The organism is Pedobacter sp. ASV12, from assembly GCF_016429155.1.
GTDB lineage: Bacteria > Bacteroidota > Bacteroidia > Sphingobacteriales > Sphingobacteriaceae > Pedobacter.
Window position 1 is genome coordinate 1 of sequence record NZ_JAELUC010000008.1, and the last position, 14,082, is coordinate 14,082.

A 14,082-nucleotide genomic window follows, 5' to 3' on the forward strand; every position below is an offset into this window, starting at 1 on the left:
CCCCCCCCCCCCCCCCCCCCCCCCCCCCCCCCCCCCCCCCCCCCCCCCCCCCCCCCCCCCCCCCCCCCCCCCCCCCCCCCCCCCCCCCCCCCCCCCCCCCCCCCCCCCCCCCCCCCCCCCCCCACCCAAATTTTTTTGTCGTGGTTCGTCGGCAGCGTCAGATGTGTATAAGAGACAGGGGCAATAGCATATAGTAAAAATAAAAAGCTGAATCTATTTGTGTTTAATGTTGATAGTTTAAAACATTACAATAGTATAGACACCTTAATTAAAAGAAAGATTTATAAGTATTTTACGTTCAGTGAAGAAGAACTGGAAAAACTAGATTGGAAGGTTCAGGTAAGCAATTAAGAAGACAACATTAAACGTGCGCCGACCAAATGAATTAATATATGCAAATCAGGTTTGGAAAAATGAAAAAATCATCTTTATTTATACTGATTCTAGCAAGTGCTGTAGCGCTTTATTTTATCACTAAAAATATTTATGTAGGGCATAAAACATATGTAACCCCAATCAATTCACATATAGATTCCATTAGTTTTGCAAATAGAGGGGGGGTTATGTATTATTATAAAGGAGGACAATTTATTGGGGATTTCTTTTTTAAAGGACGCGACAGTGCCTTTCTTAAGGTGGGAGATTCTGTAAGTAAAAAGAGCAAAAGCTATGTACTTAAGGCTTATAGGAGAAACAGCAGTGGAAACCTTGTGTATTATAGAACATTTACTAATGATTAATCAAATGTTAGACGAAGCTCACGCCTCTAAGTCTAACTTCAGCTACAATACATGAAACTTATATATACCCTCTTTTTTTGCCTATCGTTGCTAATGCTCTTTATTAATCTTAATCGTCCGGAGCTGATAAATAGAAAAATTGCAATAGGGTTATGGATTGTCTTTGTATTGATTGTGGCATTACATTTTGTAATAAAAACTGATTTTATGCTCCCTGCAAAGGTTGTCCAAATTCCTGTAATGGGGCTGGTTTTTATAGTTCTTGCGCACTATATTGCCGAATGGCAAAAAGAAAGCGCCAATAAATCGCAAATGTCAGATGAGATAAAATCATTAAGGATCAAAATGACTTCGATTATGTTTCAAAGAATAATCTATGCTTTTGTATTCTTACTTATATTGATAAGTTTGGCAAATTGAACTAATCGAGATAAAGAACTGATGGATAAATGTTAACAATGGGCAAGGTTTTAACCATAATATGCTTTGTTGTTATACTAATAGCAGTAGGTGTTGTTGTTCATTTTGTAGGTGGCGTTAGTCGGCAAACGCCACCAATTCAAAATTATGAATACCAAGGAAGTATAAATGAATTAGTGGAGGATATTAGTAACTATACTAAGTTAAAATCCAATGGAAAGTATTTCATAACAGATACGGTTGGAAATATTCATGAGGATTATGCAATCAGATTAACTATAGAATTAAAGGTTGGTAATGATACAATTGAATATGAACTAAAGATTGAACCTCAAAACAAGGCAGTTATGCCAATTAAGACAAATGTTTATTTAACTATGGCCTATAATAAAACAACAGTTTCTGGTGGTTATCAAGCTGAGAGCCCAGGGATAAAGCCTCTTGTCGATTTTTTTAATTCAGATTTCTTATCCAGCCTCAAAAAACTTCATAAAGTTGAATAGTTCAACTCAGCTAGCGCAGGTTTACAGTTCAAACTAATGTGCGTTTAGGCAGAAAGAAATAGCTATAGACCTGTATGATCGCATTTAAAAAGAATGTTAAAAAAGCCCTTCCTTACGATAGGGAGCAATACCTCGATTTCTTGGATCAAGATGTTAATTCAATTGCCAAATGGTACGGAGTCTCATTTCAGCTGCCAGGTGGCTATGAAGGAAGGAAAATTGGATTGGCGGAATATCTTGAAGCTTATGAGAAGTGGTTTAAAGCGATAATATCTCAGTTCGACAAGGGTTCATCCTGGACAGTTAATTACGATAACAAAGACATGAAATGGTTTCCCAATGAAGAGGATAATCTAGCAGCTTTACGGACCGTGTTCAAACAAAATCATATTCCAAATGAATTTAAAGGAGCCTTATTGTTTACAAAAGATGATTTGCTGAAGTTTGCGAAGGAGTTGATTTCATACCCGCTTGCTGTATTTAACGAAGTAGGTCTTTTATATAAGGATCTAGATATCTCACACAGCGAACGGCCATTTATTATAAAAATATCAGGACATGCAAATATTGATTTGTTGAGCACGGATCAAGGGCTTTTGACGGAGGTGGCAAACGCAATCAAACCCGAAAAGTTTATCTTAAGACCTTATAGGGGCACTTCGCTATGATTTGATTTATTGCCTTTGTCCAGCCACTAGGCGGGCTAACCGAAGGAAGTGCCCTAGTCATTTCCTTCGGGGTTCATATGCACCAATAAACTGACTTAAGATGAATGCCTTCGTTTCATTGATTAGTCCTTGTTGTTGATAAGGCACAATAGAGTCGACCACAAAATCATATTCAATTTGGTTTTTGATTTTTCTGTGCTTAAGTATCTTTGTTTTGTGACATATATTGTTGCCTTCAACGGAATGCTAGCATAAAAGCCCTCAAATTTTGAGGGCTTTTATGGATAAAAATTTGAGGTAAGATCTTTCGCAATGCATTCTACTTCACCTTAAACGAATCCTTCAAGCCAACCGTACGGTTAAAAATAAGCTTGCCTGGCGTCGAGTCCTTGTCTAAGCTGAAGTAACCCTTGCGGATGAACTGATAGCCCAATCCAGTAGTCGCGTTGGCCAAATAAGGCTCGATATAAGCCGCTTTGATCACTTCCATGCTGTTCGGGTTCAGGTAGTCCTTAAAATCGCCTTCCTCGCTATCTGGCGATTCCACGGTAAACAGCCTGTCGTACAAACGAACCTCTGCGGTATGTGCATGTTTGGTGCTCACCCAGTGGATGGTACCTTTTACGTTGATGCCACTGGTGTCGGCACCACTTTTCGATTCTGGAATATAAGTACAATGAACCTCGGTTATGTTGTCGTTTTCATCCTTTTTAAAGTCATGGCACTGTACAATATAGGCATGTTTTAACCTTACCGTAGCGCCTGGCGCCAGCCTGAACCATTTTTTGGCAGGTTCTTCCATAAAGTCTTCGCGCTCTATCCATAATTCATTGCTGAAAGGAATTTCGCGGGTACCGCCTTTATCTTCTGCTTCAGGGTTGTTTTCGCCGATCAATATTTCTTCTTGTCCTTCCGGATAGTTGGTAATCACCAATTTGATCGGATCCAACACCGCCATCACCCGGTTGGCGCGTTTGTTCAAATCTTCGCGGATGCAGAACTCCAATAAGCTCAGTTCGATCAGGTTTTCGCGCTTGGCAATGCCAATACGTTCGCAAAACTCGCGGATACTCTCTGGCGTGTAGCCGCGTCTGCGCAGACCACTGATGGTAGGCATACGTGGATCATCCCAGCCACTCACCAAACCTTCGTTAACCAATTGCAGCAGCTTGCGCTTGCTCATGACGGTATAGGTGAGGTTTAAACGGGCAAACTCATATTGTTTAGATGGAAAAATCTCTAATTGCTCAATAAACCAATCGTACAGCTCACGGTGTGCCACATATTCCAGGGTACAAATCGAGTGTGTAATGTGCTCGATGCTGTCGCTTTGGCCGTGGGCGAAATCGTACATTGGGTAAATGCACCAGGCATCGCCGGTACGGTGGTGGTGGGCATGTTTAATGCGGTAAATGATCGGATCGCGCATCAGCATGTTCGAACTCGCCAAATCGATCTTGGCACGCAAGGTACAGGCGCCATCGGGCAGCTCGCCGTTTTTCATGCGGGCAAACCAATCGAGGTTTTCAGCGATGCTGCGGCCGCGGTAGGCACTTGGCGTTCCCGGTTCGGTAGGCGTGCCTTTCTGGGCAGCAATTTCTTCGGCTGTGCTATGGTCTACATAAGCCAGGCCCTTTTCAATTAATTTTACAGCAAAGCCGTGCAGTTGGTCAAAATAATCAGAAGCATACAGTTCGTTTTTCCACTGGAAGCCCAACCATTGGATATCTTCCTGCTGGCTGTTTACGTATTCGGTTTTCTCCGTTACCGGGTTGGTATCGTCGAAACGCAAATTCGTATAGCCACCGTATTTCTGGGTTAACCCAAAATTAAGGCAGATGGCTTTGGCATGGCCAATATGCAGGTATCCATTAGGCTCGGGCGGAAAACGTGTAACCAACGTCTTGTATTTGCCGCTGCTTAAATCATTCTCTATTAGCTCTTCAATAAAGTTTAATGATTTCTCTTCACTCATAAAATTATCTATCTTAAATGTCAAAGTTACGAAGAATAGGGCTATTTTTTGAGCTTGTTTGCAAGGATTAATGAATAAAACGGCTAATTTCTTTACATTTACATCCTATTTTACAATCAAATATGAACAAGACATTGAATAGGCCCATCCGTGTTTTAGTGGCAAAGGTAGGCTTAGATGGGCACGATCGTGGCGCCAAGGTTATTGCTACTTCCCTGCGCGATGCCGGAATGGAGGTGATTTATACCGGCTTGCGCCAAACCCCCGAAATGGTGGTGAATACAGCCCTGCAAGAGGATGTAGATGCCATCGGGATTTCGATTCTTTCGGGAGCGCACATGACCGTTTTTCCGAAGATTGTAGAAATCATGAAAAAGAAAGAACTGAACGATGTGTTGCTCACCGGTGGAGGCATTATCCCGGAAGCCGATATGAAAAAACTCCAGGAAATAGGTGTGGGCGAGTTGTTTGCCCCCGGCACCCCCATGACAAGCATCGTTCAATATATTGAAAACTGGGTAGTTACCCATCGAAATTTTTAAGTTATGACCTATCAACAACTGTTAACCGAAATCAAGGAAAATATACTTTACGTGACCATCAACCGCGAGCAAAAACTCAATGCACTAAACAAGGAAGTGCTAGCCGAGCTTGCCGATGTCATTGCCAATGCTACTTCGAATCCAGAAGTGCGTGGTGTTTTGCTAACTGGTGCAGGCGAAAAGGCTTTCGTGGCCGGAGCGGATATCTCCGAATTTCAAAACTATAACCTGGCAGAGGGCAAAGAACTGGCCCAAAAAGGACAGGAAAATGTATTCAATGCCATCGAGAACTGTCCGAAACCGGTAGTGGCGGCTATCAATGGCTTCGCACTAGGTGGCGGCTTGGAATTGGCCATGGCTTGCCACATCCGCGTTGCCAGCGAAAATGCCAAATTGGGTCTGCCTGAAGTTACTTTAGGCCTTATTCCGGGTTATGGCGGTACGCAACGATTAACGCAACTGGTGGGCAAAGGCAGGGCTATGGAGATGATCGCCACTGCCGATATGGTTACCGCCGAAAAAGCGGCGCAAATGGGCTTGGTAAATGAAGTCGTTCCACAAACTATGCTGATAGCCAAAGCCGAAGAAATACTAGGCAAAATCAAACTCAGGGCTCCATTGGCCGTGGCCAGTGCCATTAAAGCCATCAATGCGGCAGGTGGCAACAAAACAGGCAATGGCTTTCAGGTAGAGATAGAAGAATTTAGCAAATGCTTTGGTACGGCCGATTTTAAAGAAGGCGTAACGGCATTTTTAGAAAAAAGAAAACCTGTTTTCAGCGGTAAATAAGAGCCGCTCCAAAGTTATGGCCTGTCTGCAAGAAATGCAGGCAGGCTTTCTTTTTTTAAGGCAATATTTTTTGCAATTACCTGATTTTTAACTTAAAGGAAAAATAACTTTAATTTAAACGAGAAAAAAATTCCCGCTGTGAATTAATTGTAAAAAAACTTAAAAATGGTGTAGAAAATATTTCCCACAGTAATTTTTTAGCTATATTTAGCTATTATTTGACTGGCGCATATTTCGTATGAAAAAAATATTAATTGTTGATGATGAGGTTAATATAGGCCTTTTGCTGTCTAAATTCTTAACCAGAAATTCATTTGCCGTAGAAACTGCTACCAGTGGTGCCTCTGCCATGGACTATCTTTCTAAGCAAAGTTTTGACCTCGTGCTGTGTGATTATCGCTTGGAGGATACAGACGGAAAGGAAATGCTCATCAAAATCAAGGAAAGATACCCTACAACCGGTGTGATTATCATTACCGGCTATTCTGATATCAAGCTGGCTGTAGAACTGATCAAATTGGGGGCGTACGACTATATCACCAAACCACTTTATCCCGACGAGATTCTCAATACGATTAACAAGGCTATCGAAACGCAGATTGCCTTGAATGCAGCAGCCAACGATCCTGTTGAAACCGGAAACAAGAAAGACAAAAGCAACAACAAGCAGATACAAGCCGAAACCGGCGAATTTGTGGTGGGCCAAGGTGCGGCTTCGAGAGACTTGATGCGTCAGATCATGTTGGTAGCCCCAACTTCCTATAGTGTTATCCTAACCGGCGAAAGCGGTACGGGAAAAGAATCGGTGGCCAAAACCATCCACATGAACAGCCCGAGAAAAGACAAGCCGTTTATTGCCATGGATTGCGGTTCGCTAACCAAAGAATTGGCGGGAAGCGAGTTTTTCGGTCACGAGAAAGGCTCGTTTACCGGAGCGCTCTACACCAAGATAGGCCATTTTGAGATGGCCAATGGAGGCACCTTGTTTTTGGATGAAGTAGGTAACCTTTCTTACGACATCCAGGCAGCCCTGCTAAGAACAGTACAGGAACGTAAAATCAAGCGTATTGGCAGCACCAAGGAAATCGACCTGGATGTTCGCATTATCGTAGCAACCAACGAAAACTTGGGCGAAGCTATCCAAAAAGGCCGTTTTAGGGAAGACTTGTACCATCGGTTTAACGAATTTTCTATCCATTTGCCACCCTTGCACTTAAGGGGTACCGACATTATGGTGTTTGCCAACACGTTTTTGGCGCAGGCTAATGCCGAGCTTAACCGTAACGTGCAGCGCTTTTCGGAAGAGGTAGAAGAATGTATTTTAACCTATAACTGGCCGGGTAACGTGCGCGAACTTAAAAATGTGGTAAGAAGAGCCACCTTGCTTACAGAAAGCGAAGAAATCCAGCTCAAGGCATTGCCTTTGGAAATTTCTACCTATGCCAAGGCCACCGCTATCGAAAATGCCGTAGAGAACACCATTATCCGTTCGGCAGGTACCAATAGGCCCCGCGATTTGAAAAATGCCGCACTCGAAGCAGAGTACGAAACCATTTTAAATGTGCTGCGCGAAGTGAATTTTAACAAAACCAAAGCCGCCAAGCTTTTAAATATCGACCGCAAAACGCTTTACAACAAAATGAAGGCGATAGATCTGGGCAACTAGGCTAATTGTGGCCTTGGCCTATTAAATTTAAAGATTCTAAAAACATTTTGGGGGCTTTTGCTATTATTGCTTTTAACCGCTAAAGCTCTATATGTCTTTATTTAACTACAAACAGCGCAATAACATCAACCTGGTCATTATTATTGCCCTGGGCTGTTTAATTGCCTATTCCCTGCTCGGCATTTTTAGTTCCTTGTTAAGCGCTTTGGTGCTTTATACCATTTTGCGCCCAGGCTATATTTATTTGACCGAAGTAAGGGGCTGGAACAAGAGCTTTACGGCCATTCTCCTGCTCTTTCTGTCGCTAGTAGTGCTGGTGTTGCCTTTTTACGCATTAAGCAGCATGGTGATTGAGAAAATAACAGAGCTACGCAACGACGAGCTTTATTTCAAGAACATCCTGTATAAGGTAAAACATCTTTTGCCGGTAGAGGAAAACGTGCAGGTGATTATTGAAGACGGCCTCAAAAAAGCGGGAGCCTGGGCAACAGGGCTTTTCCCATCGCTTATTTCGGGTATTTTTAACACGGTGCTGGGCCTGTTGCTCATGTACTTTATTCTTTATTTCATGCTAGTAGAGCGCGAAACCTTTGAGCGGGCGTTAATCAAATATGCCCCGTTTAGAGAACAGAATGCACAACGCTTTGCCGAAGAAATGCGTAATACTACCTATGCCAATGTAGTGGGGCAGGGATTCATCTGTTTGGTGCAGGGCTCGCTGGTCAGCTTGTCGTTTTACGTGCTGGGCTACAAAGACCCGTTGTTTTGGGGCGTGGTTACCACTTTTATTTCTTTTGTGCCCGTTTTGGGTCCGCCGGTGGTGTTTGTGCCGGCCGCCCTGTTGCAAATGGCCAACGGTAATAATTTTGCCGCCTGGGCCATGCTCATCTTCGGTTTTGTGGTTATCATTAACATCGATAATGTGTTGCGTTTCATGATTGCCAAAAAAGTTGGAAATATTCATCCCATAATTACGGTAATTGGCGTGGTTATTGGTATTCCTTTATTTGGTATATTGGGACTGGTGTTTGGCCCACTGTTGCTCTCGTACTTTATGCTGCTCGTCAAAATCTACGAAACCAGTTCGCTGGCTTCGGAAAGATTGGAAAGAATTAAAACAATTCGGGAACATGAGGAGTTATAAAAACGAGTTTTAACAATGCAATAACATCTCTTCTGCTATATTTGAAACAAACAAATTGTTAAACATAAAATTTTAAGATCATGAGCGATAATTCAAAAGTAGTTGTAGCGCTATTAGCCGGTTTGGCTGCAGGAGCAGCATTAGGTTTATTGTTTGCCCCAGAAAAAGGAAGCGAAACTCGCGATAAATTAGGACAGTCGTTGAAAGATTTTGGCGATTCGATCAAAGACAAGGCGGCCGATGAGATCAACAACCTCACTTCGCTGAAAGATAAAGTAGTAAACTCTATCAAAAGCAAACTGAGAGACGTGGAAGATGAGTATTCATCGGAAGTAGAAAACGTTTGAGCGATTTAACAACACGAACAAATAATGGAAGAAAACAAAGAAAAAGGCTTAGAGGATATCTTTTTAGATGCCAAGGAGTATATTGATACGCGTATCGAATATACCAGGTTGTCGGCGGTAGAAAAAGGTTCTAAAATATTTGCAGACCTGATTACGAGCGCTGCGGTAATTATTTGCTTTGTACTGGCATTTTTGTTTGCTTCGTTTACATTGGCGCTCTACCTGTCGACCGTTTTGGGAAGCTATGCGGCCGGTTTTGGGTGCGTGGCAGGAATTTACCTGTTCCTGTCTGTTATTGTTTATTTAACCAAGGACAAATACATCGAAAAACATTTGATCAACATGTTCATCAAAAAATATTTCGATAAAGTTGCCGATAAAGACGACGATGAAGAAGAGAAGTAACATACAGAACCTGAACGACCTGCAAGGCGAAATCAAGCGCCTTAAGGCCGATTATAAACAAAGGGGCGAAATGCTGAAGCATGATTCGAAAGCGTATGTGGCTCGGTTTTCTATTGGTAACCTGATTAAAAAATATGCAACCCCAAGTGGTTTTCTCAAATTAGACGAAAAAACCCATATCAGTAGCAAGGTGATGTCTATTGTGCTGCCTATGCTAATGAACAGTACTTTTTTTAGAGGCTCCGGTCTGATTACCAAGGCCTTGGCGGCGCTGGTATCGGGCAAAGTAGGCAAATCTTTAGATGCCGAAAGCATGTCGGGCATTTTTAACCTGGTGAAATCGCTTTTTACCAAAAAGAAAAAGGACAAGGAAAAAGAGCTGGCTTTTGTAGATTATGGCATTCCGCCAGACAGCGAAACCTATTAACAAAAAAGGAAACCATTTTGGTTTCCTTTTTTGTTAATTTATAAATCAGATTTGATTTTCAGCTCTTTCAATTGCTTTTCGTCGATGGTGCTTGGGCTATCGATCATGATGTCTCGGCCCGAGTTGTTTTTAGGGAAAGCAATCACATCGCGGATGCTATCGAGGCCGGCAAAAATAGAGCAAAGCCTATCGAAGCCGAAGGCAATGCCACCGTGCGGAGGCGCGCCAAACTCGAAGGCATCCATCAGGAAGCCAAATTGTTTTTGAGCCTCTTCAGGGCTAAAGCCCAGGTGTTTGAACATCAAAGCCTGCAAGTCGCGGTCGTAAATACGGATAGATCCACCGCCAATTTCAGTGCCGTTAACCACCATATCGTAGGCATTGGCCCTTACCTCGCCAGGTGCGGTATCGAGCATAGCAATATCTTCTGGCTTAGGCGAAGTAAACGGATGGTGCATGGCGTGGTAGCGCTCGGTTTCCTCATCCCATTCCAGCAACGGAAAGTCGAGTACCCAAAGTGCGGCAAAGGTATCTTTGTTGCGCAGGCCAAGTCGTGTGCCCATTTCTAAGCGGAGCTCGCTCAATTGCTTGCGTACCTTGTCTTTTACGCCGGCCATCACCAATACCAAATCTCCAGGTTCGGTTTGGCAGGCGGCCGACCATTTTTGCAGCTCCTCTTCGCTATAAAACTTGTCGACCGACGATTTTAACGAGCCGTCTTCGTTGTGGCGCATATAAATCAAACCGGTAGCGCCAATTTGCGGACGCTTGATAAAGTCGGTCAGTTCGTCTAATTGCTTACGGGTATAGTGTGCACAGCCTTTGGCGTTGATGGCAATTACCAGTTCGGCATTGTCAAAAACCGCAAAATCCTTCCCTTTTACCACCTCGTTCATTTCGATGAACTTCATCTCAAAACGGGTATCAGGCTTATCTGAACCATACCAGCGCATCGCATCGGCATATTGCATACGAGGTACTTCAGGCAGGTCGTAGTTGCGTACCTCTTTAAACAAGGTACGGATCAGGCCTTCGAAAGTATGTAGAATGTCTTCTTGTTCGATGAAAGACATTTCGCAGTCTATTTGGGTGAATTCTGGCTGCCTGTCGGCACGCAAGTCTTCGTCCCTAAAACACTTTACAATCTGAAAGTAGCGGTCAAAGCCCGAAACCATCAGCAATTGCTTAAAGGTTTGTGGCGACTGGGGCAGGGCATAAAACTCGCCCGCGTTCATGCGGCTTGGTACCACAAAATCCCTGGCGCCTTCCGGTGTCGATTTGATCAGTACCGGCGTTTCTACTTCAATAAAATCCAATCCGTCTAAGTAACGGCGGGTAGCCTGAGCCATTTTGTGGCGCAAGATCATGTTGTTCCTGATCGGATTGCGGCGCAGGTCAAGGTAACGGTATTTCATGCGCAAATCGTCGCCACCATCGGTTTTATCTTCAATTAAGAATGGAGGCAGTTTGGCCTTGTTCAATATTTCGAGGGCTTCTACCTTAATTTCGATATCGCCGGTCGGAATTTCCTTGTTTTTGTTAGAACGCTCTACTACAACGCCACTTACCTTGATCACGAATTCGCGGCCAAGGTTGCGCGCGGCTTGGCAGAGGTCGGCATTGTCATTCATGTTAAAAACCAATTGCGTAATGCCGTAACGGTCGCGAATGTCTATAAAAGTCATCCCGCCCAAATCTCTCGAATTTTGCATCCAGCCACAAAGTGTAACGTTTTCGCCTAGATTTTGCAGCGTTAAGGCGCCGCAAGTAGTTGTTCTTAACATCTTTAAATCAAATTTTGAGCCGCAAAAATACACAATCCTGTCAAGGTTTCCGAAACCTAGGCTGATTATGTGGGCAGAAAATTTTTTTTTCTACCTTGATGCAACGTTTTTGAAAATAGACTGTCTCTTGATTTGAACGCCTTTTAAAATTGGAAACTGCATACATAGACAAACACGTTTCGCTGGTTAACGAATGCCGAGCGGGAAGCCGGAAAGCACAGTTTGAGCTTTACAAATTATATGCTAGCGCGATGTATAACGTAGCCCTGCGTATTGTAAACGACGATGCCGAAGCCGAAGATGTACTTCAGGAAGCATTCCTGGATGCCTTTAACCGTATTGCGGATTTTAGGCAGGAAACCACGTTTGGTTTATGGCTTAAACAGATCGTGATTAACCGGGCCATTAACTATTTGCGTAAACGCAAAGCCGAATTTGTAAGCATAGACGAGGTTGACGTGGCCGAAGAAACGGCACCAGACCCAGAAGAAACCGCTTTAAAGGTAGAAGCCATTAAAGCTGCCGTGGCCGAGCTGCCAGATGGATACCGAGTGGTACTAACGCTGTATTTGTTTGAGGGCTACGACCACGAAGAGATTGCACACATATTGAAAATAACAGAAAATACATCACGCTCGCAGTACATGAGAGCCAAGAGAAAGTTGAATAGTTTATTAGAAACGAAAGGAGTAGCAAGATGAATAATAAATTAGAGGAGTTTGTAAAGGCTAACAAGAAAGAATTTGAAGTAAAAGGCCCGTCAGAACAGCTGTGGGAACGCATAGCCTCCGAATTAGACAAGAAAGAAAAAGAACAGCCAAAAAAGTCGGTAAGGTTATATTCGTGGCTCAGCATCGCGGCGATGCTGGTGATTAGTTTGGGCATTTATTTTACGGCCAGCTATAAAAAAGCCAACAGTACGGGTTTGGAAATTGCCGATGTCAATCCGGCATTTAAAAACAAACAGGTGCATTTGGCCAGCCTTATCGAGGAAAAGAAAGACAGCCTACAGGTTTATGCCAAGGATAATCCGGAGCTGTATGGCAAATTTACCGACGATATGTCCAAACTGAGCAGAGATTACGAAGCCCTAAAACAAGAGCTGCAAACCAGCCCTAACCGCGCAGACGTAGTCAAAGCCATGATGAAAAACCTCGAAATACAATCGCAGTTGCTTAGCCAGCAATTAGGAATTATAAACCAAGTCAATCAATATAAAAAGGAGAATTCGATATAGGGCCAACGGCTTTGTATCACAAAACAATCGATCATGAAAAGAATAAAAAATGTAGCCTTGGGGGTGTCGGGTTTGCTATTGCTCGCTACGCACGTTAACGCTGTGCAAACCGGAGAAGTAACCGCCTCGAGCCCCGCAGCACCAGCTGCGCCGGTGATGTCAACCACTGTAGCCAAAAACGGCGGATCAAAAGCCTCTCAAATCAGCGTAAGCAATTCAAGCTCGGTAAGCTATTCGTACAGCAGCAACCAAGATGCCGATGATCCGATGCGGGCCAAAACCTTCTCCAAGTCGTTTAGTGTAGACCGCAACGACAAAGTGAATTTGAGCAATCAGTATGGCGGCATGACCATTAAAACCTGGGACAAAAACGAAGTGAAGGTAGACGTAGACATTAAAGCCTATGCCAATACCGAAGAAGCCGCACAACGCTTGCTGGACAATACCAACATTAATGCCTCTAAAAGTGGCGACGTTGTATCGTTTAAAACAAGCATCGGCGACGGCAATAAGGGAAGTGGCAGCCGCAATGGCAAAAGATGGCGTCAGGAAGTAAAGGTATACTATACGGTTTACATGCCATCAACCAATGCTTTAACCGCGTCGCAAGAATATGGCGGCATTGTAATGGATAGCTTTGCTGGCCCAACTTCGCTTAAGGTACAATATGGCAATCTTACCGCCGGCGACTTGAGCAATGCCAATAACTACATTTCGGTACAATATGGCAAATGTGTGTTGCAAGACCTGAACCAGGCGCGTATCAAGCATCAATATGGCGGGGGCTTAACCATTGCTTCGGTAGGTACGCTCGATTTGGATGCGCAATACACCTCGGCCAATATTAACACCATTAAAAACAGCGCTACCATTAAACATCAATACGGCAGCGGCCTAACCATTGGCACGGCGGGTACGTTGAATCTCGATTTGCAATACACTTCGGTAAATATCGGAACCGTAAAAAATGCTTCTGTAATCAGGCATCAATATGGCAGCGGCATCACCATTGGCAATGCGGGCCCACTCGATTTGGACGTGCAGTACGCCACGGTTAAAATAGCCAACCTGCATGGCAACTTGGGCGCTAGGATCCAATACGGTTCGCTAAGTGCCAACAATATCGATGCAATGAGCAGAAACATCAGTGTCAATGCCGAATACAGCAGTGTGGCTTTGGGTTTTGATGCCGGCTATTCAGCCGATTTTGATGTAGCGGTAAGCTACAATAGCTTTAAATACGGCAGCAATGTAACGGCGCGCAAAACCAACGACGACGACGACCAGACCAAACGCTATACCGGCCAGATCGGCAAAGGGGGCAGCAACAAGGTAAGCGTACGTTCTGCCTATAATTCGGTTACATTTAGATAAACAAACCAAACAAATAAAGTCAAGGCCTGTTAATGAAAATTAGCAGGCTTTTTTTATTTTC

17 protein-coding genes are annotated in these 14,082 nt (G+C 43.7%); 15 read left to right on the forward strand and 2 right to left on the reverse strand.

All coding sequences use genetic code 11. The features are described from left to right. The 5 genes from JHD69_RS03950 to JHD69_RS03970 form a co-directional block, all read left to right on the forward strand. Positions 1-194 (forward strand): hypothetical protein (locus JHD69_RS03950; protein ID WP_199137613.1); only part of this gene is annotated, 194 nt, incomplete at its 5' end. Positions 195-413: 219 nt separating this feature from the next. Beyond that, positions 414-740, forward strand: a complete 327-nt coding sequence (locus tag JHD69_RS03955; protein ID WP_199137615.1) for a hypothetical protein — start codon at positions 414-416, stop codon at positions 738-740. A 51-nt stretch (positions 741-791) separates the two neighbouring features. Next, positions 792-1,160 (forward strand): hypothetical protein, encoded by a 369-nt coding sequence (locus JHD69_RS03960; protein ID WP_199137617.1) that lies wholly within the window; start codon positions 792-794, stop codon positions 1,158-1,160. Between the two features lie 38 nt (positions 1,161-1,198). Next, complete coding sequence (locus JHD69_RS03965; protein WP_199137619.1) at positions 1,199-1,663, forward strand: hypothetical protein; 465 nt, start codon at positions 1,199-1,201, stop codon at positions 1,661-1,663. A gap of 74 nt (positions 1,664-1,737) precedes the next feature. After that, complete coding sequence (locus tag JHD69_RS03970; RefSeq protein WP_199137621.1) at positions 1,738-2,331, forward strand: hypothetical protein; 594 nt, start codon at positions 1,738-1,740, stop codon at positions 2,329-2,331. 319 nt (positions 2,332-2,650) lie between these two features. Here JHD69_RS03970 and JHD69_RS03975 read toward each other — a convergent pair whose 3' ends face one another. Continuing rightward, complete coding sequence (locus JHD69_RS03975) at positions 2,651-4,306, reverse strand: glutamine--tRNA ligase/YqeY domain fusion protein (RefSeq protein ID WP_199137623.1); 1,656 nt, start codon at positions 4,304-4,306, stop codon at positions 2,651-2,653. 122 nt (positions 4,307-4,428) lie between these two features. On the opposite strand from JHD69_RS03975, the gene JHD69_RS03980 reads away from it, so the two are divergent. The 7 genes from JHD69_RS03980 (at position 4,429) to JHD69_RS04010 (ending at position 9,626) form a co-directional block, all read left to right on the forward strand. Next, positions 4,429-4,848 carry a cobalamin B12-binding domain-containing protein gene (locus JHD69_RS03980; RefSeq protein WP_199137625.1) on the forward strand — a complete coding sequence of 140 codons (420 nt, stop codon included), beginning with the start codon at positions 4,429-4,431 and terminating at the stop codon, positions 4,846-4,848. Positions 4,849-4,851: 3 nt separating this feature from the next. After that, a complete protein-coding gene (locus JHD69_RS03985; RefSeq protein ID WP_199137627.1) occupies positions 4,852-5,637 on the forward strand; it encodes an enoyl-CoA hydratase/isomerase family protein in 786 nt (261 codons plus the stop codon). 238 nt (positions 5,638-5,875) lie between these two features. Then, the gene (locus JHD69_RS03990) at positions 5,876-7,303 is read left to right on the forward strand and encodes a sigma-54-dependent transcriptional regulator (protein ID WP_199137629.1); all 1,428 of its coding nucleotides are present in this window, start codon (positions 5,876-5,878) and stop codon (positions 7,301-7,303) included. Positions 7,304-7,394: 91 nt separating this feature from the next. Beyond that, the gene (locus JHD69_RS03995; RefSeq protein ID WP_199137631.1) at positions 7,395-8,447 is read left to right on the forward strand and encodes an AI-2E family transporter; all 1,053 of its coding nucleotides are present in this window, start codon (positions 7,395-7,397) and stop codon (positions 8,445-8,447) included. Between the two features lie 80 nt (positions 8,448-8,527). Further along, positions 8,528-8,794, forward strand: coding sequence for a YtxH domain-containing protein (locus JHD69_RS04000; protein ID WP_199137633.1), 267 nt, complete (start codon positions 8,528-8,530; stop codon positions 8,792-8,794). A 24-nt stretch (positions 8,795-8,818) separates the two neighbouring features. After that, complete coding sequence (locus JHD69_RS04005; RefSeq protein ID WP_199137635.1) at positions 8,819-9,199, forward strand: phage holin family protein; 381 nt, start codon at positions 8,819-8,821, stop codon at positions 9,197-9,199. Next, entirely contained in the window at positions 9,183-9,626 is a 444-nt protein-coding gene (locus tag JHD69_RS04010; protein WP_199137637.1) for a hypothetical protein, read from the forward strand. The genes JHD69_RS04005 and JHD69_RS04010 overlap by 17 nt, the downstream gene beginning before the upstream one ends. A gap of 38 nt (positions 9,627-9,664) precedes the next feature. Here the strand turns inward: JHD69_RS04010 and aspS are convergent, their stop codons facing one another. Further along, complete coding sequence (gene aspS, locus JHD69_RS04015) at positions 9,665-11,410, reverse strand: aspartate--tRNA ligase (RefSeq protein WP_199137639.1); 1,746 nt, start codon at positions 11,408-11,410, stop codon at positions 9,665-9,667. Positions 11,411-11,559: 149 nt separating this feature from the next. On the opposite strand from aspS, the gene JHD69_RS04020 reads away from it, so the two are divergent. The 3 genes from JHD69_RS04020 to JHD69_RS04030 are packed head-to-tail and all read left to right on the forward strand — an operon-like array spanning position 11,560 to position 14,021. Further along, entirely contained in the window at positions 11,560-12,111 is a 552-nt protein-coding gene (locus JHD69_RS04020) for an RNA polymerase sigma factor (RefSeq protein ID WP_199137641.1), read from the forward strand. Continuing rightward, positions 12,108-12,647: a hypothetical protein gene (locus tag JHD69_RS04025; protein WP_199137643.1), complete on the forward strand. Its 540-nt coding sequence runs from the start codon at positions 12,108-12,110 to the stop codon at positions 12,645-12,647. Before JHD69_RS04020 ends, JHD69_RS04025 begins: the two co-directional genes overlap by 4 nt. Positions 12,648-12,680: 33 nt before the next feature. Further along, complete coding sequence (locus tag JHD69_RS04030) at positions 12,681-14,021, forward strand: hypothetical protein (protein ID WP_199137644.1); 1,341 nt, start codon at positions 12,681-12,683, stop codon at positions 14,019-14,021. The last annotated feature ends 61 nt before the right edge of the window (positions 14,022-14,082 follow it).

Excerpts from the sequence above, each read along its gene's own strand:
- JHD69_RS03955 (WP_199137615.1), top strand. The coding sequence starts at position 414 with ATGAAAAAATCATCTTTATTTATACTGATTCTAGCAAGTGCTGTAGCG.
- JHD69_RS03960 (WP_199137617.1), top strand. The coding sequence starts at position 792 with ATGAAACTTATATATACCCTCTTTTTTTGCCTATCGTTGCTAATGCTC.
- JHD69_RS03965 (WP_199137619.1), top strand. The coding sequence starts at position 1,199 with ATGGGCAAGGTTTTAACCATAATATGCTTTGTTGTTATACTAATAGCA.
- JHD69_RS03970 (WP_199137621.1), top strand. The coding sequence starts at position 1,738 with ATGATCGCATTTAAAAAGAATGTTAAAAAAGCCCTTCCTTACGATAGG.
- JHD69_RS03975 (WP_199137623.1), bottom strand. The coding sequence starts at position 4,306 with ATGAGTGAAGAGAAATCATTAAACTTTATTGAAGAGCTAATAGAGAAT.
- JHD69_RS03980 (WP_199137625.1), top strand. The coding sequence starts at position 4,429 with ATGAACAAGACATTGAATAGGCCCATCCGTGTTTTAGTGGCAAAGGTA.
- JHD69_RS03985 (WP_199137627.1), top strand. The coding sequence starts at position 4,852 with ATGACCTATCAACAACTGTTAACCGAAATCAAGGAAAATATACTTTAC.
- JHD69_RS03990 (WP_199137629.1), top strand. The coding sequence starts at position 5,876 with ATGAAAAAAATATTAATTGTTGATGATGAGGTTAATATAGGCCTTTTG.
- JHD69_RS03995 (WP_199137631.1), top strand. The coding sequence starts at position 7,395 with ATGTCTTTATTTAACTACAAACAGCGCAATAACATCAACCTGGTCATT.
- JHD69_RS04000 (WP_199137633.1), top strand. The coding sequence starts at position 8,528 with ATGAGCGATAATTCAAAAGTAGTTGTAGCGCTATTAGCCGGTTTGGCT.
- JHD69_RS04005 (WP_199137635.1), top strand. The coding sequence starts at position 8,819 with ATGGAAGAAAACAAAGAAAAAGGCTTAGAGGATATCTTTTTAGATGCC.
- JHD69_RS04010 (WP_199137637.1), top strand. The coding sequence starts at position 9,183 with ATGAAGAAGAGAAGTAACATACAGAACCTGAACGACCTGCAAGGCGAA.
- aspS (WP_199137639.1), bottom strand. The coding sequence starts at position 11,410 with ATGTTAAGAACAACTACTTGCGGCGCCTTAACGCTGCAAAATCTAGGC.
- JHD69_RS04025 (WP_199137643.1), top strand. The coding sequence starts at position 12,108 with ATGAATAATAAATTAGAGGAGTTTGTAAAGGCTAACAAGAAAGAATTT.
- JHD69_RS04030 (WP_199137644.1), top strand. The coding sequence starts at position 12,681 with ATGAAAAGAATAAAAAATGTAGCCTTGGGGGTGTCGGGTTTGCTATTG.